Annotated in this window: 27 protein-coding genes; 22 read left to right on the forward strand and 5 right to left on the reverse strand. The window is 45.3% G+C overall.

The features are described from left to right. Nucleotides 1-194: 194 nt before the first annotated feature. The 3 genes from AC1WMD_RS00670 to AC1WMD_RS00680 all read left to right on the forward strand — a co-directional run bounded on the left by AC1WMD_RS00670 (nt 195) and on the right by AC1WMD_RS00680 (nt 3,332). The gene (locus AC1WMD_RS00670; RefSeq protein ID WP_043903691.1) at nt 195-560 is read left to right on the forward strand and encodes a YlbF/YmcA family competence regulator; all 366 of its coding nucleotides are present in this window, start codon (nt 195-197) and stop codon (nt 558-560) included. A gap of 300 nt (nt 561-860) precedes the next feature. Further along, nucleotides 861-1,727 carry a Cof-type HAD-IIB family hydrolase gene (locus AC1WMD_RS00675; protein ID WP_494255750.1) on the forward strand — a complete coding sequence of 289 codons (867 nt, stop codon included), beginning with the start codon at nt 861-863 and terminating at the stop codon, nt 1,725-1,727. A gap of 99 nt (nt 1,728-1,826) precedes the next feature. Continuing rightward, nucleotides 1,827-3,332 (forward strand): coproporphyrinogen III oxidase, encoded by a 1,506-nt coding sequence (locus tag AC1WMD_RS00680; protein WP_494255751.1) that lies wholly within the window; start codon nt 1,827-1,829, stop codon nt 3,330-3,332. 380 nt (nt 3,333-3,712) lie between these two features. Here the strand turns inward: AC1WMD_RS00680 and AC1WMD_RS00685 are convergent, their stop codons facing one another. Beyond that, nucleotides 3,713-3,898 (reverse strand): YhzD family protein, encoded by a 186-nt coding sequence (locus AC1WMD_RS00685; RefSeq protein ID WP_017436761.1) that lies wholly within the window; start codon nt 3,896-3,898, stop codon nt 3,713-3,715. Nucleotides 3,899-4,427: 529 nt separating this feature from the next. Between AC1WMD_RS00685 and AC1WMD_RS00690 the strand changes: the two genes are divergently transcribed. From AC1WMD_RS00690 to AC1WMD_RS00720, 7 genes are all read left to right on the forward strand, one after another. Next, nucleotides 4,428-5,327 carry an ABC transporter ATP-binding protein gene (locus tag AC1WMD_RS00690; RefSeq protein WP_043903695.1) on the forward strand — a complete coding sequence of 300 codons (900 nt, stop codon included), beginning with the start codon at nt 4,428-4,430 and terminating at the stop codon, nt 5,325-5,327. Continuing rightward, nucleotides 5,320-6,558 carry an ABC transporter permease gene (locus AC1WMD_RS00695; RefSeq protein WP_043903696.1) on the forward strand — a complete coding sequence of 413 codons (1,239 nt, stop codon included), beginning with the start codon at nt 5,320-5,322 and terminating at the stop codon, nt 6,556-6,558. Before AC1WMD_RS00690 ends, AC1WMD_RS00695 begins: the two co-directional genes overlap by 8 nt. An 89-nt stretch (nt 6,559-6,647) precedes the next feature. Beyond that, nucleotides 6,648-7,616, forward strand: a complete 969-nt coding sequence (gene yhaM / locus AC1WMD_RS00700) for a 3'-5' exoribonuclease YhaM (RefSeq protein ID WP_043903697.1) — start codon at nt 6,648-6,650, stop codon at nt 7,614-7,616. A 34-nt stretch (nt 7,617-7,650) separates the two neighbouring features. After that, nucleotides 7,651-7,776, forward strand: coding sequence for a phosphohydrolase (locus AC1WMD_RS00705; protein WP_088124103.1), 126 nt, complete (start codon nt 7,651-7,653; stop codon nt 7,774-7,776). A 111-nt stretch (nt 7,777-7,887) separates the two neighbouring features. Continuing rightward, nucleotides 7,888-8,073 (forward strand): sporulation YhaL family protein, encoded by a 186-nt coding sequence (locus AC1WMD_RS00710; protein WP_043903698.1) that lies wholly within the window; start codon nt 7,888-7,890, stop codon nt 8,071-8,073. A 106-nt stretch (nt 8,074-8,179) separates the two neighbouring features. Continuing rightward, nucleotides 8,180-9,262 carry a 3-phosphoserine/phosphohydroxythreonine transaminase gene (gene serC / locus AC1WMD_RS00715; protein ID WP_043903699.1) on the forward strand — a complete coding sequence of 361 codons (1,083 nt, stop codon included), beginning with the start codon at nt 8,180-8,182 and terminating at the stop codon, nt 9,260-9,262. Nucleotides 9,263-9,379: 117 nt separating this feature from the next. Beyond that, nucleotides 9,380-9,904 (forward strand): tryptophan transporter, encoded by a 525-nt coding sequence (locus tag AC1WMD_RS00720; RefSeq protein ID WP_043903700.1) that lies wholly within the window; start codon nt 9,380-9,382, stop codon nt 9,902-9,904. 48 nt (nt 9,905-9,952) lie between these two features. On the opposite strand, the gene yhzF is transcribed toward AC1WMD_RS00720, so the two are convergent. After that, nucleotides 9,953-10,144: a membrane protein YhzF gene (gene yhzF / locus AC1WMD_RS00725; RefSeq protein ID WP_494255752.1), complete on the reverse strand. Its 192-nt coding sequence runs from the start codon at nt 10,142-10,144 to the stop codon at nt 9,953-9,955. Between the two features lie 161 nt (nt 10,145-10,305). On the opposite strand from yhzF, the gene AC1WMD_RS00730 reads away from it, so the two are divergent. After that, complete coding sequence (locus tag AC1WMD_RS00730; protein WP_186003904.1) at nt 10,306-10,911, forward strand: HTH-type transcriptional regulator Hpr; 606 nt, start codon at nt 10,306-10,308, stop codon at nt 10,909-10,911. On the opposite strand, the gene AC1WMD_RS00735 is transcribed toward AC1WMD_RS00730, so the two are convergent. Next, entirely contained in the window at nt 10,904-11,245 is a 342-nt protein-coding gene (locus tag AC1WMD_RS00735) for a YhaI family protein (protein WP_043903703.1), read from the reverse strand. The genes AC1WMD_RS00730 and AC1WMD_RS00735 overlap by 8 nt on opposite strands. A 195-nt stretch (nt 11,246-11,440) precedes the next feature. On the opposite strand from AC1WMD_RS00735, the gene AC1WMD_RS00740 reads away from it, so the two are divergent. Beyond that, complete coding sequence (locus tag AC1WMD_RS00740; protein WP_043903704.1) at nt 11,441-11,620, forward strand: hypothetical protein; 180 nt, start codon at nt 11,441-11,443, stop codon at nt 11,618-11,620. A gap of 47 nt (nt 11,621-11,667) precedes the next feature. Here the strand turns inward: AC1WMD_RS00740 and AC1WMD_RS00745 are convergent, their stop codons facing one another. After that, on the reverse strand, nt 11,668-11,754 hold the full coding sequence (locus tag AC1WMD_RS00745) for a YjcZ family sporulation protein (RefSeq protein WP_088124104.1): 87 nt from the start codon (nt 11,752-11,754) through the stop codon (nt 11,668-11,670). A gap of 184 nt (nt 11,755-11,938) precedes the next feature. Here AC1WMD_RS00745 and AC1WMD_RS00750 point away from each other — a divergent pair, with 184 nt between their 5' ends. After that, a complete protein-coding gene (locus tag AC1WMD_RS00750; RefSeq protein WP_043903705.1) occupies nt 11,939-12,769 on the forward strand; it encodes a peptidylprolyl isomerase in 831 nt (276 codons plus the stop codon). Between the two features lie 46 nt (nt 12,770-12,815). Here the strand turns inward: AC1WMD_RS00750 and AC1WMD_RS00755 are convergent, their stop codons facing one another. Then, nucleotides 12,816-13,238 (reverse strand): HIT family protein, encoded by a 423-nt coding sequence (locus tag AC1WMD_RS00755; RefSeq protein ID WP_043903706.1) that lies wholly within the window; start codon nt 13,236-13,238, stop codon nt 12,816-12,818. Nucleotides 13,239-13,760: 522 nt separating this feature from the next. Here AC1WMD_RS00755 and AC1WMD_RS00760 point away from each other — a divergent pair. The 9 genes from AC1WMD_RS00760 to AC1WMD_RS00800 all read left to right on the forward strand — a co-directional run bounded on the left by AC1WMD_RS00760 (nt 13,761) and on the right by AC1WMD_RS00800 (nt 24,276). Beyond that, the gene (locus tag AC1WMD_RS00760) at nt 13,761-14,498 is read left to right on the forward strand and encodes an ABC transporter ATP-binding protein (RefSeq protein ID WP_043903707.1); all 738 of its coding nucleotides are present in this window, start codon (nt 13,761-13,763) and stop codon (nt 14,496-14,498) included. Further along, entirely contained in the window at nt 14,495-15,694 is a 1,200-nt protein-coding gene (locus AC1WMD_RS00765; RefSeq protein ID WP_494255753.1) for an ABC transporter permease, read from the forward strand. The genes AC1WMD_RS00760 and AC1WMD_RS00765 overlap by 4 nt, the downstream gene beginning before the upstream one ends. 19 nt (nt 15,695-15,713) lie before the next feature. After that, nucleotides 15,714-15,851: a hypothetical protein gene (locus tag AC1WMD_RS00770; RefSeq protein WP_186003979.1), complete on the forward strand. Its 138-nt coding sequence runs from the start codon at nt 15,714-15,716 to the stop codon at nt 15,849-15,851. Nucleotides 15,852-16,005: 154 nt separating this feature from the next. Further along, a complete protein-coding gene (locus AC1WMD_RS00775) occupies nt 16,006-17,406 on the forward strand; it encodes a hypothetical protein (protein WP_494255754.1) in 1,401 nt (466 codons plus the stop codon). A 299-nt stretch (nt 17,407-17,705) separates the two neighbouring features. Then, the gene (gene hemE / locus AC1WMD_RS00780) at nt 17,706-18,743 is read left to right on the forward strand and encodes a uroporphyrinogen decarboxylase (RefSeq protein ID WP_043903710.1); all 1,038 of its coding nucleotides are present in this window, start codon (nt 17,706-17,708) and stop codon (nt 18,741-18,743) included. A 14-nt stretch (nt 18,744-18,757) separates the two neighbouring features. Beyond that, complete coding sequence (gene hemH, locus AC1WMD_RS00785) at nt 18,758-19,693, forward strand: ferrochelatase (RefSeq protein WP_043903711.1); 936 nt, start codon at nt 18,758-18,760, stop codon at nt 19,691-19,693. Nucleotides 19,694-19,708: 15 nt separating this feature from the next. After that, complete coding sequence (gene hemY, locus AC1WMD_RS00790) at nt 19,709-21,133, forward strand: protoporphyrinogen oxidase (protein ID WP_494255755.1); 1,425 nt, start codon at nt 19,709-19,711, stop codon at nt 21,131-21,133. Nucleotides 21,134-21,229: 96 nt separating this feature from the next. Beyond that, nucleotides 21,230-21,802, forward strand: coding sequence for a TetR/AcrR family transcriptional regulator (locus tag AC1WMD_RS00795; protein ID WP_043903713.1), 573 nt, complete (start codon nt 21,230-21,232; stop codon nt 21,800-21,802). Between the two features lie 71 nt (nt 21,803-21,873). Beyond that, the gene (locus AC1WMD_RS00800; RefSeq protein WP_494255756.1) at nt 21,874-24,276 is read left to right on the forward strand and encodes a YhgE/Pip family protein; all 2,403 of its coding nucleotides are present in this window, start codon (nt 21,874-21,876) and stop codon (nt 24,274-24,276) included. Nucleotides 24,277-24,423: the final 147 nt, after the last annotated feature.

A 24,423-nucleotide genomic window follows, 5' to 3' on the forward strand; every position in this document is an offset into this window, starting at 1 on the left:
CGTATCGTATGATGATCGCCTCATTTTGGTGATTATCTTATAGATGGGAAAGGAGAGAAACATGGAGACTTATTTGGATGCGCTGCTAGGAGGCATATGTAAGATTTCCCTTTGTTTTTTGCTAGGCATATCGCTTTTTCTTGGCGCATACGTTATGATAGGGATACGTTACTTTTTTATAGGAGGCTTTTTTTATGTCCAATCACAATCAACTATATGCCCTTGCCGAGCAGCTTGAGAGAGCAATCCGCGCAAGCAGCGATTTTCAGCAGTTAAAACAGGCGTACGAAGCGGTGCGCCACGATGAAACGGCGTACCGCCTATTTACCAATTTCCGCGATGTGCAAATGCGGCTGCATGAAAAACAGATGACCGGGGCGGAAATTTTGCCGGAAGAAGTCGAACACGCGCAAAAAGCGATGATTCTCGCCCAGCAAAACGAAAAACTCGCGCAGCTGATGGCGCTCGAACAGCGGATGAGCATGGTCTTGGCTGACATCCAACAAATCGCGATGAAACCCCTCGAGGAGCTGTACCGTTCCTTCATGGAAACGGAATAATGATGAACACTCATATTGAGTGTTCTTTTTTTGTCCGTTTTATCATAGCTATGAAGTGATAGGAAGAAAAGCGGAGGGCGCCTGCTCATCGGCGAAACGCGCTGGAGGGCCCGCGAGGAGGCTCAGACCAAACAAAGTTTGGTCTTGCGTGGGTTACTCAGAGAAGTTAACTCAATGTGTTGCCGCCGCAGCGGGACTGAAGCTAGACAAGGGAGAAAAGCGGAGGGCGCCGAGATTAGCGCCGAACGCAACAAGAAAAGCGGGCAAGATCGACTTTTTTCACAAAAGGGGGAGACAGCAGTGGCTTACAAATTGCTTGCTCTTAATATTGACGGAACGATTTTAAAAAACAACGGCCGGCTGCAGCGCGAAACAAAGGAAGCGGTTGAATACGTCAAGAAAAAAGGAGTGTATGTCACGCTTTTGACAAGCCGCAATTTGTTCGCAGCGCGGAAAGTCGCAAAAGCGTTAAAATTAGAGAGCCAACTCATTACGTTCCAAGGCGCCATCATCGGCAAATCGTTGAACGAAAAACTGTTTGAAGCGCTCATTCCCGAAGAACGGACGTTTAATATCGTGCAGGTGCTAGAAAACTTTAACTGCAATATTCGTTTGATGCATGAGCGGTATTCGCTTGGCAATCGGAAAAAAGTGAAAAAAAATTTAGTTGTCAAAACGGTATTATCATCTGGAGATCCATTTTTTTATCCGACACAGTTTGTCGATTCGCTTGGCGATGTGCTCATGGATGAACCGCTGGCGGTTCCGAAAATCGATGTGTATTTTGCCAGCGACGAGGAGCGGGACGAGGCCGTCGCCGTGCTGGCCAAAGCGTTTCCAACTATTGACATGATTATGCAACCAAACGGGAAAATGGAAATTGTCCCGCAAGGAGTGTCTAAACTCGCGGGATTGCGCCGGCTGGGCAATCATTTAGGTATTTCTTTAAAAGAAATGGTTGTCATTGGTGATGGCATCGATGACATGCCGGCGATCGAAGCGGCTGGTTTAGGCGTCGCAATGGGCAACGCGCCAGCAGAAGTGAAAAAAGTCGCTGACTGGGTGACGCGCTCGAACGAACAGCTTGGCGTCGCCTACATGATCAAAGAACATTTTCGCAAACAGCATCGTCCGGATTTTTTGCGAAAGCTGAAAATGAAACGATAAATGGAAAAGCTGGGATGGATCCCAGCTTTTTGCGCTTTTTTTACTTGACGAGCAAAAAGTACTTTCTGTACACTTAAGTAAGCTTGACAGGGAAAGGTGATGTTATTGCGCATTGAAATTCAAGGATTACACGATATCGAGCGATTTCAACGACCGCTGGAAGTCATTACAGGGTTGTTTTATGAAGAATATGAACTGACATTTGCGCCGCTTCCTGACGCGGATATAACGGTCACGCTTTCGGTAAGCGGTGACGAGCACGTTCATGTGCACGGAATTTTAACGGAACGGTCGACGGGGAACATTTATCAAGCGGCTCATGAAAAAGACGTATCCATTTACCAAGAGGAAAAAGACCGTTGGAAACAACTGAAAAATGCGGTATTCCACGTGTATTTAGCGTTATTCCAGCAATACACTGGCCTCATTCAGCAATGGGGCATTTTAACGGGTGTGCGTCCGGTCAAGCTGTTGCATCAAAAATTGCGCTCCGGGTTTTCGCAAGAGGAAGCACACCGCCAGCTTCGTGAAGATTATTTAGTCACCGATGAAAAAATTGCCCTTATGCAGGACATCGTCGACCGCCAGCTTACGGTCGTGCCAGATTTATACGATCTCGCCCATGAAGTAAGCATTTATATCGGCATTCCGTTTTGCCCGACGAAATGCGCCTATTGCACGTTTCCGGCCTATGCCATTAATGGGCGCCAAGGTTCCGTCGATGCCTTTTTAGCCGGGCTGCATTACGAAATGCGCGCAATCGGCCGCTTTTTAAAAGAGCGCGGCATTAACATTACGACGATTTACTACGGCGGCGGCACGCCAACGAGCATCACCGCCGACGAAATGGACCGGCTGTATGCGGAAATGTATGAATCGTTCCCGAATGTTGAGCGCGTCCGTGAAATCACGGTCGAAGCGGGGCGTCCTGACACAATTACGCCGGAGAAGCTGAACGTCCTGAAAAAATGGAACATTGACCGCATCAGCATTAACCCGCAGTCGTACATTCAAGAAACGTTAAAAGCGATCGGCCGCCACCATACGGTCGACGAAACGATCGAAAAATTTCATCTCGCCCGCGAGATGGGGATGAACAACATTAACATGGATTTAATCATCGGCCTTCCGGGAGAAGGGATAAAAGAATTTTCCTATACATTGTCACAAACGGAAAAACTCATGCCCGAATCATTAACGGTGCACACCCTTTCCTTTAAACGGGCATCGGAAATGACGAAAAACAAAGCGAAATACAAAGTCGCCGACCGCGACGAAATCAGCGAGATGATGAAAGCCGCCCAAGATTGGACGAAGCGGCACGGCTATGTTCCATATTATTTGTACCGGCAAAAAAACATTCTCGGCAACCTTGAAAACGTCGGCTATGCGCTCCCGGGCCAAGAAAGCATCTACAACATTATGATTATGGAAGAACAGCAATCCATCATCGGGCTTGGCTGCGGCGCGTCGAGCAAATTTGTCGATCCGAAAACGCGGAAAATCACGCGCTTTGCCAATCCGAAAGAACCGAAAGTGTACAACGAGCATTTTGTCCACTATACAGAAGAAAAACTGAAAATGCTGGAAGAGTTGTTTGGATAAGCGGAACGGATGGGCTTCAGACAAATGTCTGGGGCCTGTTTTTGTTGGTTTATTGTAAAAAAAGCGATTTTATAGACGTAAACGAAGACGAGAGGTCATTTGTTAAAGAAACTTAGGATAACAATAGCCATCGTCATAAGAACAAAGCCAATCATAACATACCCAACCCATCTAATTCCTTTAGGCTGTGAATCGAGCCGAAAGTTCTTTCGGTTCCATACACCTCCTGTGATCCTTTGCAAGTCTTCGATAGGTGCAAAGACATTGTCGTCATCATGGTGAAGAGGTTCCGTTGATTGTGTTTCATGCATATCTTTCACTATTTTCGCCCCTTTCTGTTCAAAACCCGATTGCTTTTGGCAACCGGGCTTTATTCATTGTCAGCGGTGGAATAAAATCAGTTTTCCGCTTGATGTTACACAGCGGTGCGTTTTATCGTGGCAGTTATGTTCGCGCAATTTTTGTTCACCGATTTTTTTCGCTTCGTCATCGTTCGCGGCTTCGAACGTTTCGTCCAGCAGTTTTTCCCCGCTTTTGTCGAAAGCCGTTAATATATACGTTGGCATGGGAGCTCCTGGTTACTAAAATCTATAAAAATCGACTCATCGCGATGGAACCAGCCAAACTGCTTGCCGCTCGGATTTTCACCGAGTTCCATCAGGAAGGGAATTCCCTTGTCATTCACCTGCTGTGAAAGACACCCCGTGGATCGCTGTCAGCGACGGCACCTGTCGTGCACCATTCCTTCCATCGGTCAGTACACGACAACGATTTTAGTAACCAAGTCTACACCTCCTTAGTTGAATTTGGTACTGGTTAAGCCAGCAGAATTTGTGCAAGATATTCCATAATGACCATTCATGTTCCTCTTTGAAGTTCTCTATCTTTTTTAACATCATACTTAGATATTGTCGCTGTTTCGTTCCGCTTTTTGATTGCTTATAGGATTCTACCATCGCCCCTCCTTTGTTCAATGGTGGTTCATATTATTATTTTTCTATTTTTAAAAAAATTCCTTCTAAATGATGAAACTTTTCGCTATGATAAACGTGTATGATATCAGTGGAAATTTTATCTAAAATTGGGGGAGTGAGAATGTCGTTACAGTTAGATCGTGTGACAAAGCGGTTTGGCACAGTGACCGCGGTCAACGATGTCACGTTAACCATTCCAGAAGGAAACTTGTTCGGATTTCTTGGCGCGAACGGGGCGGGGAAAACGACGACGTTTCGCATGATTTTAGGCCTGCTGAAACCGACGGAAGGAACGATTACGTGGAATGGAGAAAAAATCGACTACTCGAAAAGCCATCTCATCGGCTATTTGCCGGAAGAGCGCGGACTATATCCGAAGCTCAAAGTAAAGGAGCAGCTTATTTATTTAGGCAGGCTGCGCGGCATGGATAAGGCAGCGATTATAAAAGAAATGGAAGCATGGCTTGAGCGGTTTAACGTACCAGAGTATGCGGACAAGCGAGTAGAAGAACTTTCGAAAGGGAATCAGCAAAAAATTCAATTTATCGCCGCTGTGTTGCATAAGCCGAAGCTATTAATCTTAGACGAGCCATTCAGCGGACTCGATCCGGTCAATGTCGAGCTGTTAAAAGAAGCGGTTGTTGACTTAAAGAACAGCGGCACGACGATTGTCTTTTCGAGCCACCGTATGGAACATGTCGAAGAGTTGTGCGAGCATCTTTGCATTATGCATCGCGGGCGGCCGGTCGTATACGGGGCATTGAAAGAAGTGAAACGGTCCTTTGGTAAAAAGAACATTATTATTCACGCCGATATGCCGCTTGACGAACTGGCGGAGTTTCCAGGGGTCATCAAAATGAAGCGGACAGCGGAAGGCGTTCATTTGCAAATCGAAAACGAAGACGTGTCGCAAAAAATTCTTTCCTATATTGCCAACAAAGGATTTATTCGCAAGTTTGCGCTAGAAGAGCCTTCGTTAAACGATATTTTCATTGAAAAAGTAGGTGCGGCGTATGAATAAGTTTTGGATTGTGCTTGGGCATACATATGTGACCAAGCTGAAAGCGAAATCGTTTATCATCACAACGATCATTACGAGTCTCTTTGTCTTTGCGATGGCGAACATCCAGCATATTATTGAATTTTTTACGAAGGATGAAAAAACAACGGTGGCGGTCATCGATACCACGGGAGCGTTTTACGAACCGCTTAAGGCACAGCTAAAACAAGGAAAACACGATGATCTCAAGTTAAAGAAGGTGACCGATTCGGAAGAAAAGGCAAAGGCGGACGTCCGCAATGGCAAATGGGATGCGCTCCTGATCCTTTCGGCTGACGATAAGCAGCTGCCGAAAGCGGCGTATTACGCGAACACGATTGCCGACAGCGATACGCCAAGCAAGCTCGAGCAAGTGCTCCAGCAGCTAAAAACGGCGATCGCGACGGCAAAAATCGGTCTGAAGCAAGAGCAAATCGCGCAATTATATGAACCGGTACCGTTTGAAAAAGTGGCGTTGGAAAAAAACGCGAAAACGGAAGAAGAGCTGAATCAGGCGCGCGTTCTCGTTTACGCGCTGCTGTTTGCGATGTACATGTTTGTTCTCATGTACGGCGGCATGATTTCCACAGAAGTGGCGACAGAAAAATCGTCGCGTGTCATGGAAATTTTAGTTTCCAGTGTCTCACCGATACAGCAATTATTTGGGAAAATCATTGGAGTCGCGCTCCTTAGCTTAACGCAATTTGTGATTTTATTTACGGTCGGTTTCGTGGCGCTAAAAAGCAGCGGACAAGAATTGTGGAAATTTCTCGGTTTTGATCATCTTCCTGTCTCGACATTTGTGTATGCAATTATTTTCTTCCTTTTAGGATATTTCTTATATGCGACATTATTTGCCGTGCTCGGTTCGCTCGTCAGCCGCGTGGAAGACGTGCAGCAAATGATTACGCCGGTGATGATTGTTGTCATTGCCGCGTTTATGATTGCGATGTTTGGCTTAAACGCTCCAGAATCGTCCTTTATTATGGTGACATCATTTATTCCGTTTTTCACGCCGATGATTATGTTTTTGCGGGTCGGATTGCTTCCTGTTCCATTTTGGGAAGTGGCGCTCAGCCTCGTTCTGCTCGTTGCGACGATCGGCTTGCTTGCCTTTTTCGGCTCGAAAGTATATCGCGGCGGGGTACTCATGTACGGAAAAGCTGGTTCACTGAAAGATATGAAAAAAGCGGTGCAATTGACGAAAAAGTAAGGCCTTGCGGGAAGCAAGGTCTTATTTTTGGCGTCTGCGCAATTGTGGTATACTAACTATACGTGAACAAGGAAACGGAGGAGAATAGGTTGGCCAAGGGAATCGTTCATTATGAGGTTGGCGAGCAAGTCGATGTGTATTTGCTTATTAAATCGGTGACAAAAGGAATCGCCAGTAACGGGAAGCCATTTTTAACGCTGATTTTGCAAGATAAAACAGGGGATATTGAAGCGAAGCTATGGGATGCGTCGCCGGAAGACGAAAATGTTTATGTGCCCGAGAGCATTGTTAAAGTGTTTGGCGACATTCATAATTACCGCGGCAAATTGCAGCTAAAAATCCGCTCAATTCGCCCCGTCCATGAAGGAGATGCCGTCCGCGTTTCCGATTTTCTCGAAACGGCCCCAATGAAACGGGAAGACATGATGGAAAAAATTACAGAATATATATTTGCGATGCAAAATCCAAATATCCAGCGGATTACGCGCTATTTATTAAAGAAACACGAACAAAAATTTTTCGAGTATCCGGCGGCGACAAAAAATCATCATGAGTTTATTTCCGGATTGGCGTACCACGTTGTTTCGATGCTCGAATTGGCAAAAGCGCTTGGGAATTTATATCCATCATTGAATAAAGACTTATTATATGCTGGCGTGATTTTGCACGACCTCGGCAAAGTGATCGAGCTGTCCGGACCGGTATCGGCGTCGTATACGTTGGAAGGTAATTTGCTTGGCCATATTTCGATTATGGTGAGCGAAATCAGCAAAGCGGCCGAACATCTTGGCATCAGCGGCGAGGAAGTCATCGTGTTGCAGCATATGGTGCTTTCCCATCACGGCAAGGCGGAATGGGGCAGCCCGAAGCCGCCAATGGTAAAGGAAGCGGAGATTTTGCATTACATTGACAATTTGGATGCGAAAATGAACATGATCGACCGGGCGCTGGAAAAAGTAAAGCCGGGCGAATTTACGGAACGAATTTATGCACTGGAGAATCGGTCTTTTTACAAACCGATTTTTTCTTCTGTTTCAAATCAAGAAAAAGGGGTATAACATAAGTAAGTCCCTAAAAAAGGAGGGATTGCTTATGATTGAACCCATTATTGAGATCATGAAAGACGCGGAACATGAGCGAAAAAAAGAGGAATTAAAGCAACTAAAAAAAGAATTGCAGCGAGCAAGGAAAAGAACGAAAAAGAAAAAAGACGAATAACCTGCGTTGTCCCAAAAAGGAAAGAGGCGGCAAAACCCGTCTCTTTCTTTATGCATATCCCACCTTTTCCTTGCGTATAGTTTAGTAAGACAAGCTAGAAGGGGGATACGGATGCTTAGCATGCCATGGTGGATTTATTTAGTCGTCGCCGGCATTATTTTTAGCGGCTATATGACAGTAAGAACGGCGGCGCAAGAGCGCGAAATCGAACAAGCCTTTATCGAAAAAGAGGGAGAAATTTATATGGAGCGCATCCGCAAGGAGCGGGAGCGGCGCCAGCAGGCGAAGTCCTTGTAGCAAACAAGGACTTTATTTTTTTTAAAAATTCCCTTTATTTTTTTCAATTTCATGTTAGGATAATAATAACTATTACACACTAAAGAAATAAAGCGGGGGATAAGACATGAAGAGAGCCTATAATTTCAACGCCGGGCCTTCCGCGCTGCCGCTTCCGGTATTAGAGCGGGCGCAAGCAGAACTGCTTAATTTTCAAAACACAGGGATGTCCGTGATGGAGCTGAGCCACCGCAGCAAAGAATACGATGCGGTGCACAATAGCGCCAAAGAGCGGCTGAAACGGCTGATGAACATTCCTGATACTCATGACGTTTTGTTTTTGCAAGGAGGAGCGAGCCTGCAGTTTTCGATGGTGCCGATGAATTTCCTATCTGAAGGGAAAATCGGCAATTACGTATTGACGGGATCATGGTCGGAAAAGGCGCTCAAAGAAGCGAAAAAAGTCGGAGCAACGCATATCGCCGCCTCGAGCAAAGAAGCGAATTACACGCATATTCCGAAGTTTGAAGACATTCAACTTTCCGAAAACGCGGCGTATTTACATATTACCTCGAACAATACAATTTTTGGCACTCAATGGAATGAATTTCCAAATATGCCGGTCGACCTTGTCGCCGATATGTCGAGTGATATTTTAAGCCGGGAGATCAACGTCGGGCAGTTTGCTTTAATTTATGCTGGAGCGCAAAAAAATCTCGGCCCGTCCGGCGTGACGGTCGTCATTATTCGCAATGACTTATTAGAACGCATTCCAGACAACTTGCCGACGATGCTCGATTACCGCACGTACAGCAAAAGCAATTCATTGTATAATACACCGCCGACGTTTGCGATTTACATGCTTTCGCTCGTGCTCGAATGGGTGGAAGAAGAGGGCGGTGTGAAAGCGATCGAAGCGCGCAATCAAGAAAAAGCGGCCATTGTATATGAGGCGATTGATGCCAGCAATGGTTTTTACGCGCCGCATGCCGAGAAGGAAAGCCGCTCGCTCATGAATGTGACGTTTACATTGCCGAATGAAGAATTGACGAAGAAGTTTTTAGCGGAAGCGAACGAAAAAGGTTTTGTTGGACTAGCGGGACACCGCTCGGTCGGCGGCTGCCGCGCTTCGATTTACAACGCTGTTCCGTTGGAAGCGTGCGAGGCATTGGCGGCATTTATGAATGATTTCCGTCGTCGTTTTGACTGAAAATTTTTACTTCACTTTTATACTGCAAAGTGATATAATGATAGAAAAATTCTCGCCATACGTGCAAGGAGCACGAGGAAGAGGAGCCTAGAAAAGGAGAGATGAGGAGAGATGAGCATGAATACGAGAGTATTAGTTTCTTTGGCGCTGTTAGTGGGAATCGGGGCGGTATTGCACGCGGTCATTCCGGGGATTTTCTTCGGAATGAAGCCGGATATGATGTTGACGATGATGTTTTTGGCGATTTTATTGTTTCCAGATATGAAAGCGGTAGGGCTTGTCGGAATAGTGACTGGAATTATTTCCGCGTTGACTACCAATTTTCCAGGGGGACAAATTCCGAATATCGTCGATAAGATGATTACCGCCTTTGTTGTGTTCGCCATTGCCTTAGCGCTGAAAAAATATAGTCAAACTGTCGTTTCCGCGGCAGTGCTGACGGCGGTTGGGACGGTGGTTTCCGGCACGGTTTTTCTGACGGCCGCACTGCTATTGGTCGGGTTGCCGGGCAATGCCACGTTTTCTGCTTTATTCCTCGCCGTTGTCCTGCCGGCGGCCGTGATTAATACGATTGTGATGGTGATTATCTACCCAATTGCATCGTCGATTCTCAAGCGGATGAACATAACAGCGCACGTGTAAATGGTAAAAAACCCGATCATCATCTTGGTCGGGTTTTTTGCTATCACCTCATACGTACCGGAGAAGCCAAGCGGTGATGAAGAAAAGAAACGCTATTCCAATATAGACGAAGGCACGCTGTTTTAAGAGGTTTTTCGGTGGGTACATTTTTGCTTTTGCTAATGAAAAAAGAGTATTTATGAAAAGACAGAAAAATAGGAAAAACATGATAAAAAAAAATGACTGCACATATGTCATCATATTCTCCTCCTAATATTCACTATATGCTCACGCTTTTGTGACTATGAACATGCATGAATTGTCATAAAAATAAAAAAATAAACATTTTTATCTTTATTACTTTTTATTTTACTGATATAATGGAAAGTAAAAAATACGGTGAGGGAAGAGTGGGTGGAACGATGAAAGCGACAGAGCAACATTATTCCATAAAAGAGGCGATGCTATTTAGCCAACGGATTGCTCAGTTAAGCAAGGCGCTTTGGAAATCGATCGAAAAGGACTGGCAGCAGTGGATTAAACCGTTTGATTTAAACATTAATGAGCATCACATTTTATGGATCGCCTATCATTTTAAAGGGGCATCGATTTCAGAAATCGCTAAATTTGGCGTCATGCATGTTTCCACAGCGTTTAATTTTTCGAAAAAATTAGAAGAGAGAGGCTTGCTTTCCTTTTCAAAAAAGCAGGACGATAAGCGCAATACGTATATTGAGTTGACGGAAAAAGGGGAAGAAGTGTTGTTAAAGTTAATGGAATCGTATGATCCGACGAAAAATGCGGTGTTTAACGGAGCCCTGCCGCTGCGCGAACTGTATGGAAAATTTCCGGAAATTTTAGAAATGATGTGTATTATTCGCAACATTTATGGCGATGATTTTATGGAAATTTTTGAAAGGACATTTGAAAATATTAAAGAAGACTTTATTGAGCAGGATGGAAAGCTAGTGAAACGAAATGCGAAAGCGGAAGAGAAAGAAAAAGAGTTGACCGGCCAATCTAACTAACTGTTTTCATTAATTTTTTAAATTCGCTCATCAGCGGAACGAACATTTGCTGCTTAAGGAGAGCGTCCACAGTCTGCTCGAGCGGAAGGCTTGGATGGAGCATCCCCGCAAATTGAATGAGAAGCGGAGTGAACACCATCAACCCTTCCGCTTTTTGTTTTTCATATACTTCGCTTAATTGTTTGCAAAGAGAAAGCACTTCATCGACTTCTTTTTTTGTTAAATTGGCTTTAATGACAAGATAATAAAACGGTTTTTTTGTTTCATCAATCATTTCCATCAGCAATGATTGGTGAAATTCTAGCTTGGCGATTCGTTCCTCTAGCGTTCCCATATATGTACCCCTTTTGTTTCATATAATGGACAAGTTGTTAAGTATATTTTACCGAATTTACGAAAATCAACCAATCAAAAAGTTTTTGGAGTTGGAAGGATTTTCACGCCAAAAAAGCATATTGATTTATAACATGAAACATTGTAAAGTAAAAGCCATGAATATGTATGCTATGAATAAGGAGGGGAACGAGGTTTGGCGCTTTATTTTATACCCCTTGCTGTGATTATTTTGTTTCTTATTAACCAACTAACGTCAAGTCTTTGTGCACAAAGGGAAATCCCGGAGGAAAAACAGCCGAGCGTCTTTCGAACGATTAATGTCCTTATTACTATTTTATTAATTTCTTCTTATTTCGAGGTGCTATTTACATAAAAAGCTGACAGCATGTGCTGCCAGCTTTTTTGTGCATATGCCTAGCATTAGAATAAGCATGCACATCCAACGATAATCAATAAAATAAACAACACGACAATTAACGCAAAGCCTCCTGCATAAGGTGCGCCCATCATAACACCCCCTTTCAAAAAGGAGCGGTTCCGTCTGAATGCTTCACCATCATCATATGTTAGACAAACGCACGTGTATGGGCGGATGACTAAGATGAAAAAGGTTTTTTTCTTTCCAGAAAATATGTTATAGTTATTGTTGTAATTTTTTTTGAAAAAAAATGGTGTAGGAGTTGTGAAGCAAATGAGAAAATGGATGATTGCAGCAGCCGTTGCCTCCGTTTTTGCTCTATCGGCGTGCAATAACGGTGACTCGGAAGTGATTGTAAAAACAAAGGACGGCAATATTACGAAAGAAGAATTTTACAATGAAATGAAGGCTCGCGTCGGCAAAGAAGTGATTCGCGACCTTGTCCACGAAAAAGTGCTAAGCAAAAAATACAAAGTAACGGACAAAGAAATCGACAGAGAGATCGAAAACTTAAAAGAAGCGTATGGGACGCAATACGATTTAGCCGTTCAGCAAAATGGGGAAAAAGTGATTCGCAATATGGTGAAGCTGGATCTGTTGCGGACAAAAGCAGCTGTGGAGGATATTAAGGTAACGGAAAAGGAATTAAAAGACTACTACGAAAACTATAAACCGAAAATCAAGGCGAGCCATATTTTAGTGAAAGACGAAAAAACAGCGAAAGAAGTCAAGGCAAAGCTTGATAAAGGCGAGGATTTCGCAAAGCTGGCAAAAGAATATTCACAAGACCCTGGTTCGGCGGCAAATGGCGGCGATTTAGGCTGGTTTGGACCGGGAAAAATGGTGAAAGAATTTGAAGATGCGGCCTATAAGCTGAAAGTCGGACAAGTCAGCGATCCAGTGAAAACAGACTATGGCTATCATATTATCAAAGTGACGGACAAAGAGGAGAAAAAACCGTTTAATGAAATGAAAGAGCAAATTGAATTCGAAGTAAAACGAAGCAAATTGGATTCAGCAAAAGTACAATCCAAAGTAGAAAAACTGATAAAAGATGCGAAAGTGGAGATTGAAGATAAAGATTTGCAAGATGCGATAAAATAACGACCAAAAACAAGAAGGAAGCGGGAGGAGAACCGCTTCCTTTTGTTTAGGACAATCCTTTTTGGATCGTCGTCGCAATCGTTTGCAAATCGTCAAACGTATAGTCGCTGGCGTGAGATTTCCATACAGCGCCAAAACCGTCGCCTTTGCCGTAGCGAGGGATGAGATGGACATGGTAGTGAAAGACCGTCTGTCCGGCCTGCTCCCCATTGTTGTTCAGCAAATTGAGACCAACTGGGGAGAATTGCTTCTTAATCGCATTGGCGATTTTCGGAACGGCGCTAAAAACGTGGCTTGCCACGTCTGGAGTGAGTTCATAAATATTTTCTTTATGTATTTTTGGAATAACAAGCGTATGGCCTTTCGTCACTTGGCTGATGTCGAGAAACGCCAGCACATGTTCATCTTCATATACTTTTGCCGCAGGAATGTCACCGTTTACAATTTTGCAGAAAATGCAATCACTCACTGAAAAAGCCACCTTTCCTATTTTTTTCTTCCATTTTACCATAAAAAAATCGGGATGTAATCCTAGATAGATTACATCCCGATTGGTGAAAAGGGGCGAGGATTATTATTCATCAAAATGGCGTTTGATGAACACCTCATTTGCAAGAAAATGGTTAAAGAGTGAGCTTTCCTTTGTTCAAGATGACCATCCCCTTGTTCGTTGCGTAGAGGTTCGTTGCTTCACAGCAATGGCAAGATGGTCCTGTTTTTCGCAAATACTCCATTTATAAAGGAGTATTGCGCTGTCTCACTTTTTACAACGGTGTTACTTGGACAAATGTGTCTTTCGTGAACACCTCATTTCAAGTGGATGATTCATCAAATCCTTTTTTGGTTTGCTCCTCATCCCCTCTTCGCTATTTATCATGCCCAGGGTGGGGCAATATATGCGAAAGGGGGATAGATAATTTTTGGAAAAACATGAACCGCTTTGGTACAATGAAAGCGGAACTGACAATTCAGGATGGAAAGGAAGCGGACGATGGCGCTTTTAGAAGTCCAGCATTTATATGGGGGATATACAAAGCAAAACGTGCTCGAAGACGTGTCGTTTACCGTCGACCGCGGCGAGATCGTCGGTTTAATCGGTTTAAACGGCGCAGGGAAAAGCACAACGATTAAGCACATTATCGGACTACTGGAGCCGCGAAAAGGGACGATTACGATTAACGGCAAAACGTTTTCCGAACAGCCGGAGGCATACCGCTCGCAGTTTACCTATATTCCGGAAACACCGGTTTTATATGAAGAATTGACGCTTGAAGAACATTTGCGCTTAACCGCCATGGCTTACGGGCTCGACAAGGCGGAATATGAACGGCGCCTGCCTGCGCTGTTAAAAGAATTCCGTATGGAAAAAAAGCTAAAATGGTTTCCCGCCCATTTTTCCAAAGGGATGAAACAAAAAGTAATGATCATGTGCGCGTTTTTAGTGGAGCCGCCCCTTTATATTATTGACGAGCCGTTTCTTGGCTTAGATCCGCTCGCCATTCATGCGTTGCTCGAGCAAATGCAGCGAATGAAGCAAAAAGGGGCAGGTATTTTAATGTCAACGCACATTTTAGCAACGGCAGAAAGATATTGCGACTCGTTTGTCATTTTGCATAATGGGAAAATCAAAGCAAAAGGGACGCTCGAGGAAATGCGTGATCAATTCGGCTCAAAAGCAGGCACGCTGGATGAATTATATATTGAATTGACAAAGGAAGAAAGCGTATGATGGACGGAAAGCAGTTGTGGAGAGACCGGCTTGGACAGGAAATACGAAACATACGGCTTTATTTGCGCTATATGCTAAATGGCCATTTATTGTTCGTATTGATGGTCGCTCTAGGTGGAGGGGCGCTTGCCTACCATCGTTGGGTGCAAACACTGCCGTCGACATTTCCTTACGCCACGGTGGCGGCAGTTGTCTTTTCCTTTGCCTTGACTTTTGGTTCGATACGCACGTTGTTTCAGGAAGCCGATATCGTGTTTTTACTGCCGGCGGAAGCAAAGCTTCGTCCCTATATACAGCAGGCTTTTGTCATGAGTTTTGTTTTGCATGGATATGGTCTGCTTTTGCTTTTGTTGGTGGCTGCGCCGCTTCATCATCGTTTTTCCTCCGTTTCTTTATGGCTGTTTTTTCTCGTGCTGCTTATGCTAAAAGGATGGAATTTATGGATCAGCTGGAAAGGAAATTATTTTATTGAACCGTCCTTTCACCGCCTCAGCATGGTGGTCCGCTTTGGCATGAATGCCCTTTTTCTTTACTTTTTGCTTGTTGGCGCTCCTGTTCTGTTTTTGCTTGCTTTAACGATGATCATCATTGGTGTCGCTGTTTATTTGCAACAGGAGACAAAGCAAAAAGGCTGGAAATGGGAGCGGATCATTGAGCAAGAAGCAAAAGCGGTACGCACATTTTACCGTATCGCCAATATGTTTACCGATGTTCCGCAATGGAAAGAGGAGGCGAAACGGCGACGTTGGCTCGATTTTATCGTCGAGATGATTCCGTATGGGCAACAAAATACGTTTCTTTATTTGTATGTGAGAACATGGATCCGTGCTGGCGGATATTTGGGGCTTTATATTCGCTTAATCGCAATTGGATTGTTGTTGCTCTATATTGTTCCAACAGAATACGGAAAAATCGCCGCGTCGCTATTTTTTCTTTACATCACCGGTTTTCAATTATTCGCATTAATCGACCATTACCGGACAAACATGTTGATCCGATTATATCCGCTTCCTAACGACGTACGGAAACAGGCATTATGCCGCCTCCTCTTTTTCTTATTAATCGTGCAAAACAGCGTGTTCAGCTTGTTTTTATTCCTGCTTTATGCCGGCTGGACATGGATCGCGTCATGGGTGGCAGGAGCTGTTTTTAGTTATTGGCTATTGTTTCATTATCTTTCCAAACGTCGGAAGTAGGTGGGAAAAGGATGAAAAAATGTATATCACGACAGGAACAACTAATTATTTGCAAAAAGTGAAGCACATGCATGCGAACGAAACGATGTTATTGTTGGAAAGAGAAGAAGATGCTGTTTTGATTCATGAAACCTATTCGGTCATTCAAGAAAGATAAAGCAATCCCCCGCTTTTTGCGGGGATTTTTGCCATCATGTGAAAAAATATATAAGTGTTTCACACCTTTATTCTCCTTTCATATGCTGTAGTACACCAAGTTAGGTAAATGTCCCATTTACCAAGTTGGGAATACAGCAGAAAGGGGAATGTCGATGGGTGTCGAGTTGACAGCGCTGCATTGGATTTACTTGGTGTTTATCGTGCTCATTATTGGGTTTATGATAGCACGAAAAGATACATCGCTTGTCTGCATCGTCGGAATCTTTTTATTGGTAGTGACGGCGACCCATTCGCTGAGCGCGGCGATCAGCGGAGTGTTTAACAGCTTTATTTACGCGATTACCGAGCTGCTGCCGACGATTTTAGTCATTTCTATCATTGTGGCAATGAGCAAAGTGCTGACGGCAACAGGAATCAATGACGTAATAATTTCGCCGTTTACCCGGTTTATTCGCACTCCCGGATGGGCGTATTGGACGATCGGGATATTGATGATGGTCATTTCTTGGTTTTTTTGGCCGTCTCCTGCGGTGGCGCTGGTGGGAGCGGTGCTGCTGCCTGTCGCCATTCGCGTCGGGTTGCCGGCGTTAGGGGCGGCGATGGCGATGAATTTATTTGGCCATGGCATCGCCTTATCGGGAGATTTTGTGATTCAAGGAGCGCCGAAGCTGACCGCCGATGCGGCGGGGCTGCCGGTTTCCGATGTTATTTCCGCCAGCGTTCCGCTCGTATTTGTCATGGGAGTTGTCACGACGATTACCGCCTTTCTTCTGCTTCGCCGCGATATGAAAAGAGGAATTTTTGCCAACGAAGAACATGAAATTGCCGTTACGGCCGATTCTGCTTTAGAAAAAACAAGACAACTTTTGTCCAGTCAAGTGAAAAAACTGTTGGCGATTATGATACCAGTTTTGTTTGTCCTCGACGTTGCTGCGATGTTTTATCTGCACTTGCAAGGTGGGGAAGCAACCGCTCTCATTGGCGGGACAGCGATTTTTATTTTAATTTTCATCTCTATTTTCGCCCACCGCCAAGAAAGTTTTGAGGAGATTACTAATTATTTCATTGAAGGGTTCCAATTTGGCTTTAAAGTGTTCGGACCAGTGATTCCAATCGCCGCATTTTTTTATCTTGGTGACGCGGGGTTTGTTAAAATCATCGGAGAATATTTACCAAAGATGTCGCAAGGAATTGTGAACGATTTAGGCATTGCGCTGGCTCATGTTGTGCCGCTGAACAATGAAATCGGCGCGGTGACGTTAACGGTTGTCGGCGCGATAACCGGTTTAGATGGTTCGGGATTTTCCGGCATTTCCTTGGCGGGGTCTGTTGCTCATTTATTTGCCACCGCGATTGGCGGCGGCGCCGCGACATTAACCGCGCTTGGACAAATTGCCGCGATTTGGGTTGGCGGCGGTACATTAGTTCCTTGGGCGCTGATTCCGGCTGCCGCTATTTGCGGTGTCGACCCTTTTGAACTGGCGCGGCGCAATTTGATACCGGTTGCCGTCGGGCTTATTGTTACGACGATCGTTGCGATGTTTCTTATTTGACACAAATGTAAAAGCTGTCCCCGTAGGAGGGGGACAGCTTTTTTGTTATAATTGAAAAGAAAAAATTTGATAATACGTGGAGGAGCGCATAGCCAAAAGCTTGGAGCAGACAATATATTTCGATAAAAGAACAGTGTAGATAAATCGTCAATTTTTTGACAGTTTCCCTTGTTAGCTATACATTAGAAAAAGAAACTTGTATAGTTGTAATTGTAGTTTTGCTGTTAATTAAGTTTTTTAACCAGTTTGTAATGAAAACTGTAAGGATCGATCGTGGAAGTGAAGAAAGGCGGATGAAAATGGTAAAACCAATGAAAGATACATTTTTGCGCGCTTGCCGCGGCGAAAAAACGGAGTATGTCCCGGTTTGGTACATGAGGCAGGCGGGCCGGTCACAGCCGGAATACCGGGCGCTGAAGGAGAAATATTCTCTGTTTGAAATCACGCATCAACCAGAGCTTTGCGCTTATGTAACAAGGCTTCCGGTCGAACAATATGATGTGGACGCAGCTATTTTATATAAAGATATTATGTCCCCACTGCCGGCGATTGGCGTGGAAGTGGAAATTAAAGGAGGGGTCGGGCCGGTCATTGCCAATCCGATTCGTTCGCTCGCCGATGTAGAAAAACTCGGGGAAATCCATCCGGAAGAAGATGTGCCATATGTATTGGAAACGATTAAACTGCTGACGACAGAGCAGTTAAACGTGCCGCTGATCGGTTTTGCCGGCGCACCATTTACGCTGGCAAGCTACATGATTGAAGGAGGCCCGTCGAAAAACTATCACAAAACGAAAGCGTTTATGTACGCAGAGCCAAAAGCTTGGTTTGCGCTCATGGACAAGCTGGCCGATATGACGATTCGCTATGTAAAGGCGCAAATTCATGCCGGAGCGAGCGCGATTCAAATTTTTGATTCGTGGGTCGGCGCGGTCAATGTCGAGGATTACCGCACCTTTATTAAGCCAGTCATGGCGCGGATTTTTGCCGCGCTGCGCGAGGAAAACGTTCCGCTCATTATGTTTGGTGTCGGCGCCAGCCATTTAGCGCTCGAGTGGAATGATCTGCCGCTTGATGTGATTGGGCTCGATTGGCGCCTTTCGATTCGCGAGGCGCGCAAAAAGGGGATTACAAAAGCGCTGCAAGGCAACTTAGATCCGGCTGTGCTGCTTGCCCCTTGGGAAGTGATTGAAAAGCGGGTGAAGCAAATTTTAGACGAAGGCATGGAGCAGCCGGGATATATTTTCAACTTAGGCCACGGCATTTTCCCGGACATTCAGCCGGAAACGCTAAAACGGTTAACCGCGTTTGTCCATGACTATACAGCGGGAAAATAAAGAGGTGTGAAAGCATGGCAAAAAAGCAAATCGGGTTATTAGTAATGGCATACGGAACTCCATACAAAGAAGAGGATATTGAACGGTACTATACACATATTCGCCATGGAAGAAGACCTTCCGATGAGCTGCTTGAAGATTTAAAGCAGCGCTATAAAGCGATTGGCGGCATTTCGCCGTTGGCAAAAATTACGCTCGAACAGGCGAAACAGCTAGAAGATCGACTCAATGAAATACAAGACGATGTGGAGTTCCGCATGTACTTAGGATTAAAACATATTGAACCGTTTATAGAGGATGCGGTAAGAAAGATGCACGAAGACGGAATCGAAGAAGCGGTAAGCATCGTTCTTGCACCGCATTTTTCCACGTTCAGTATTCAATCGTACAATGAAAGGGCAAAATCGGAGGCGCAAAAGTTAGGCGGGCCGGTCATTTATACGATTGACAGCTGGCATGACGAGCCGAAATTTATCGATTATTGGGTGGAAAAAGTAAAAGAAGTGTTTGCCTCGATGCCAAAAGAGGAACGGGAAAAAGCGGTGCTTATTGTATCGGCGCATAGCCTTCCGGAAAAAATTATCACTGCCGGCGACCCGTATCCAAAACAGCTGGAAGAAACAGCGAAGTGGATTGCTGAAAAAGCAGGTGTGAAACATTATGCGGTCGGCTGGCAAAGCGCCGGCAATACACCGGAACCTTGGCTGGGGCCGGATGTGCAAGATTTGACGAGACAGTTGCATAAAGAAAAAGGATACACATCATTTGTCTATGTTCCGGTTGGATTTGTCGCCGATCATTTAGAAGTGCTGTATGACAATGATATCGAATGTAAGCAAGTAACCGAGGAAATCGGCGCGAAATACTACCGTCCGGAAATGCCAAATGCGAATCCGGAATTTATCGATGCGTTAGCGAACGTTGTATTAAAACGGATCAAACTTTTATAAAGAAGGCGATGGACAGTGAGTGAAGGAAAACGTACGGTAGTGATTATCGGAGGGGGCATCACAGGTATTGCTGCCGCTTATTATTTGCAAAAAGCGGTGAAAGAAAAGCAGCTTCCGCTAGAATGCAAGCTGATTGAGGCGACGCATCGCTTAGGCGGAAAAGTGCAAACGGTGATCCGTGATGGGTTTGTTATTGAACGCGGCCCCGATTCCTTTTTGGCGCGCAAAACAAGCGTTTCCCGACTTGTACATGAGGTGGGGCTAGAAGACGAAATCGTCCATAACGCGACGGGAAAATCATACATTTTAGCAAACGGCAAATTATATCCGATACCAGGCGGAGCGGTCATGGGAATTCCTACCCAGCTCGGCCCATTTATTACGACGGGATTGTTTTCTCCGCTGGGAAAACTGCGGGCCGCGCTCGATTTTGTGCTCCCGCCGACGAAAGCGGAAGGAGACTTATCGTTAGGCCAATTTTTCCGCCGCCGTTTCGGCGATGAAGTCGTTGACAATTTAATCGAGCCGCTGCTGTCCGGTATTTATGCCGGCGATATTGACCAAATGAGCTTAATGTCGACATTTCCACAGTTCTTTCAAGTAGAGCAGCAGCACGGCAGCCTGATACTCGGCGCGAAACGGACTACCCCAAAAGCGCAAAAAGAGCGGAAAGGCGCGTTTCAAACGTTAAAAACCGGGCTGCAATCATTGGTGGACGAAGTAGAAAAACGGTTGGAACTAGGCAGTGTGGTAAAAGGAGTGCGGGTGGAACAGGTGAAGCGGGACGGAGCGGAATACCGGCTGCGTTTAAGCACTGGAGAGGAGTGGAAAGCGGACAGCATTATTATTGCGACACCGCACTCCTCTGTTCCCACAATGTTTGCGGGTTACACATTTTTTGCGCCGTTTCAGTCGGTGCCGTCCACATCGGTGGCGACCGTCGCGCTCGCCTTTTCGGAAAGCGCCATTGAACAAGATATTGACGGAACGGGCTTTGTCGTTTCCCGTCGCAACGATTATACGATTACCGCCTGCACGTGGACGCATAAAAAATGGCCGCATACCACACCGCCAGGAAAAGCGTTGCTGCGCTGTTATGTCGGCCGTCCGGACGATGAGGAAATCGTCGAGCAATCTGACGATGAAATCGTCCGCGTCGTGATGGATGATTTAAATAAAATTATGCGCATTAACGGGCATCCGGAGTTTTTTGTCATATCCCGCTGGAAACAGGCGATGCCGCAGTATACGGTCGGCCACAAAGAACGGCTGGCGAAAATAAAAGAACAGATGGCTACAGAACTTCCTGGCGTATTTTTAGCGGGAAGCTCCTACGAAGGATTAGGGTTGCCGGACTGCATCGATCAAGGAGAAAATGCAGTTCGCGCTGTGCTCGATTATTTGCAGCTGAATGTGAAAAAATTTGCCGAGGTTAACTAAATAACGTTAACCTCTTTCTTTTTTATGGCTCATATGCTATGATGGGTACGTAATGACCAAATCGTCCATTTAGTCAATTTCCGAAGGATGAGGAAGATGACAATCGATCGAAAACGGCAAATTATCGAAGCGGCGGCACAATCGTTTTCCCAGTTCGGCTACAAGGCGACAACGATGGAACAGATCGCCAAGCTTGCCAATGTCGGGAAAGGAACGATTTACACGTTTTTTAAAAACAAGGAAGATTTGCTCGATGAAATTATTTCTTCGCTGATTGTCGAAATAAAAGAAGCGGCGGAGCAGGCGATGGATCCGCATCTTCCTTTTTCAGAAAACGCCCACCGCGCTTTATACCGCATTTTGGAGTTTCGCCAGCAGCACCAATTAACAGCCAAGCTGCTTCAAGAAGTGCGGAGCATTGGAACGTCGGCGGTCCAAGAAGTGTTGAAAAAACTAGACCGAGCGATTATCGAATTCATTCGCGAAAAAATCGATATGGCGATCCGCAAGGGCGAAATTCGTCCATGCGATTCGGAAATTACTGCGTTTTTAATGTTAAAAGCGTATATTGCTCTCATTGTCGACTGGGAAAAAGATCATGAGCCGCTGCCAAAGGAAAAAATCGCGGAATTATTTGAGCTTTATTTTCTGAAAGGATTGTCCAATTAGATAATCCTTCTCTTTTTTATCCAAAATGACCAAATGGACAAAATGGTCATTTGTACAAAGGAGGGGAAACAATGAAAGGCATTTCGTTATTATGGCAAGAAGTACAGGCGATTGTCCGCAATCGAAAAGCGCTCATTCCTATCATCGCCATTTTGTTCATCCCGCTCTTATACAGCGGCATGTTTCTATGGGCGTTTTGGGACCCATACGGTCATTTGGACCGATTGCCAGTGGCCGTAGTCAACAATGACAGGGGTGCGGAATTCAATGGCGAAACACTAAAGCTTGGAGACGAATTAGTCGACAACTTAAAGGAAAATAAAAAATTCGCTTGGCAGTTTGTGTCCGAGAAAGAAGCAAAAAAAGGATTGGAAGAGCAAAAATATTACATGGCCGTCATCATACCGGAAAACTTCTCCGAAAACGCAACGACTTTGCAAGACGAACAGCCGAAACCGATGAAGCTTATTTATATGCCAAACGAAGGATTTAACTTTTTAGCAGCGCAAATCGGCGATTCGGCGGTAGAAAAGATTAAAGAAGAAGTCGCCAAAAACGTCACGAAAACATACGCGGAAACGATGTTGGACAACGTGAAAGAAATGGCGGGAGGGCTCGAGCAAGCGAGCGATGGCGCCAATCAGCTGCATGATGGCGTGAAACAGGCAACAGACGGGGGAGCAGCGCTGCAAACCGGTCTTCACTCCGCCAAAGACGGAAGCGGTAAATTAAAGGAAGGTGCGCATACAGCGAAAAACGGCGCTGCGGAACTATATAAAAACTTAAAACTGCTCGCGGAACATTCGCTGACGTTTGAAAACGGACTGCAATCGGCTAGCAGCGGCGCCGATCAGCTTCGTGCGGGGCTTGGGCGATTGCAAGATGGATTTCTGAAAATGCAGGACGGCCATTCGCAATTGCTAGCGGGAGCGAAACAGGCGGAAACTGGCGCGCAAAGGCTGTCGGACGGTCTGCATGAGTCGCTCAATGGAATGGAACAGATGAAAGAAAAAATGCCGCAGTTAACGGATGGGGCGCAGAAATTACAAGAAGGAGCCGTCCAGCTTGCATCGTCCATGGAACAATGGAAACAAGGAGCAGATCAAACAAAAGCAGGAGCAGCGCAAGTAAGCCAAGGGTTAGAACAAGCGGTGGCACAATTAGATGACTTGATCTCCAAAACCACAGACCCGACAGAAAAAGCGTTATTGCAAACGATGAAACAAAATTTACAACCGCTTGTGCAAGGCAGCAAGGAAGTTGCCGGCGGAATAAATGAACTGGCCAATAGCGCCACCGCATTGAAAGCTGGCGCAGACCAGCTTGCCGATGGGGCCGCCGGGCTTCATCAAGGACAGCTGGCGTTGAATGAGGGAGTAGAAAAACTTTTGGCCGGCCAGCAGCAATTAGCAAGCGGTGCGGATGCGCTTGTGGCCGGACAGGCAAAAGTAGTGCAAGGATTGACGACGTTTGGTGAAAAATTAGCGGAAGGAAAAACGGGGGTAGATCAACTCGCCGCTGGAAGCAGAGAATTATCGTCCGGTCTGCACCAGCTTGCGCAAGGGTCCGGAAAATTGACAGCTGGCACGAATCAGCTTGCCGCTGGCTCGGGACAGCTGGTAAGCGGCATGACTGAGCTCGACAACGGTGCTTCAGCCTTGTCGGCAGGAATCGATAAACTGTCGAACGGTTCCGACCAACTGGTGAACGGCATGAACAAGTTGGACGCTGGTTCGAAGGAGTTGGCCGACAAGTTAAAAGACGGTGCGAAAAAAGCGAACGACGTAAAAGCCAATGATGATGTATATAACATGTTTGCCGATCCGGTGAAAAAAGAAAATGAAAACATTCATCATGTGCCAAACTATGGAACCGGCTTTACGCCATATTTTCTATCATTAGGATTATTCGTCGGCGCGCTGCTCATATCGATTGTGTTTCCATTGCGTGAGCCAGCCGGTGTGCCAACGTCAGGAATCAGCTGGTTTATAAGTAAATTCGGTATTTTAGTTGCGATCGGCATCCTTCAGTCGCTGTTAGCGGATGCGGTATTGCTTGGCGCGCTTGATATCCATGTGCAAAGCGTTACTAAATTTATTCTGTTTACGGTCATTACGAGCATTACGTTTATTTCTTTAATCCAATTCCTTGTGACGTTGCTTGGCGATCCGGGACGATTTATTGCGATTGTGATTTTGATTTTGCAGCTGACAACAAGCGCAGGCACGTTCCCGCTTGAAGTCATCCCGAAATCGCTGCAGCATTTTAACACCTGGCTGCCGATGACGTACTCGGTATTCGGATTGAAAGCCGCCATTTCTACTGGTGATTTTGCGTTTATGTGGCATAACGCGGCAATTTTAGGTCTGTTTGCGGCAATTTTCATCATTGGCACGGTCATATACTTTACCGTTCAGCATCATCGCCAGTTTTACACGCTATTGAAAAACAAAGTGGAAGCTCCTGAAGCCTAATGTTTCAGGAGCTTTCTTTATAAAAAAGAAAGACGCTTCATTTTGACAGAAGCGTCTTTAATGGCTGTGGGCAGAAGGGGTGATCTGCCTACAGTTGGGGATCGATAGTCGCAAATAAAGTTGGCATTCGTGACGCAAGGGTTGATG

The organism is Parageobacillus sp. NEAU-HV-2 (genome assembly GCF_059115485.1).

Bases quoted from the DNA above. Each gene is read 5' to 3' on its own strand.
- AC1WMD_RS00670 (WP_043903691.1), top strand. From the start codon at position 195: ATGTCCAATCACAATCAACTATATGCCCTTGCCGAGCAGCTTGAGAGA.
- AC1WMD_RS00680 (WP_494255751.1), top strand. From the start codon at position 1,827: ATGTTATTGCGCATTGAAATTCAAGGATTACACGATATCGAGCGATTT.
- AC1WMD_RS00685 (WP_017436761.1), bottom strand. From the start codon at position 3,898: ATGCCAACGTATATATTAACGGCTTTCGACAAAAGCGGGGAAAAACTG.
- AC1WMD_RS00690 (WP_043903695.1), top strand. From the start codon at position 4,428: ATGTCGTTACAGTTAGATCGTGTGACAAAGCGGTTTGGCACAGTGACC.
- AC1WMD_RS00695 (WP_043903696.1), top strand. From the start codon at position 5,320: ATGAATAAGTTTTGGATTGTGCTTGGGCATACATATGTGACCAAGCTG.
- AC1WMD_RS00705 (WP_088124103.1), top strand. From the start codon at position 7,651: ATGATTGAACCCATTATTGAGATCATGAAAGACGCGGAACATGAGCGA.
- AC1WMD_RS00710 (WP_043903698.1), top strand. From the start codon at position 7,888: ATGCTTAGCATGCCATGGTGGATTTATTTAGTCGTCGCCGGCATTATT.
- serC (WP_043903699.1), top strand. From the start codon at position 8,180: ATGAAGAGAGCCTATAATTTCAACGCCGGGCCTTCCGCGCTGCCGCTT.
- AC1WMD_RS00720 (WP_043903700.1), top strand. From the start codon at position 9,380: ATGAATACGAGAGTATTAGTTTCTTTGGCGCTGTTAGTGGGAATCGGG.
- yhzF (WP_494255752.1), bottom strand. From the start codon at position 10,144: ATGATGACATATGTGCAGTCATTTTTTTTTATCATGTTTTTCCTATTT.
- AC1WMD_RS00730 (WP_186003904.1), top strand. From the start codon at position 10,306: ATGAAAGCGACAGAGCAACATTATTCCATAAAAGAGGCGATGCTATTT.
- AC1WMD_RS00735 (WP_043903703.1), bottom strand. From the start codon at position 11,245: ATGGGAACGCTAGAGGAACGAATCGCCAAGCTAGAATTTCACCAATCA.
- AC1WMD_RS00745 (WP_088124104.1), bottom strand. From the start codon at position 11,754: ATGGGCGCACCTTATGCAGGAGGCTTTGCGTTAATTGTCGTGTTGTTT.
- AC1WMD_RS00750 (WP_043903705.1), top strand. From the start codon at position 11,939: ATGAGAAAATGGATGATTGCAGCAGCCGTTGCCTCCGTTTTTGCTCTA.
- AC1WMD_RS00760 (WP_043903707.1), top strand. From the start codon at position 13,761: ATGGCGCTTTTAGAAGTCCAGCATTTATATGGGGGATATACAAAGCAA.
- AC1WMD_RS00765 (WP_494255753.1), top strand. From the start codon at position 14,495: ATGATGGACGGAAAGCAGTTGTGGAGAGACCGGCTTGGACAGGAAATA.
- AC1WMD_RS00770 (WP_186003979.1), top strand. From the start codon at position 15,714: ATGTATATCACGACAGGAACAACTAATTATTTGCAAAAAGTGAAGCAC.
- AC1WMD_RS00775 (WP_494255754.1), top strand. From the start codon at position 16,006: ATGGGTGTCGAGTTGACAGCGCTGCATTGGATTTACTTGGTGTTTATC.
- hemE (WP_043903710.1), top strand. From the start codon at position 17,706: ATGGTAAAACCAATGAAAGATACATTTTTGCGCGCTTGCCGCGGCGAA.
- hemH (WP_043903711.1), top strand. From the start codon at position 18,758: ATGGCAAAAAAGCAAATCGGGTTATTAGTAATGGCATACGGAACTCCA.
- AC1WMD_RS00795 (WP_043903713.1), top strand. From the start codon at position 21,230: ATGACAATCGATCGAAAACGGCAAATTATCGAAGCGGCGGCACAATCG.
- AC1WMD_RS00800 (WP_494255756.1), top strand. From the start codon at position 21,874: ATGAAAGGCATTTCGTTATTATGGCAAGAAGTACAGGCGATTGTCCGC.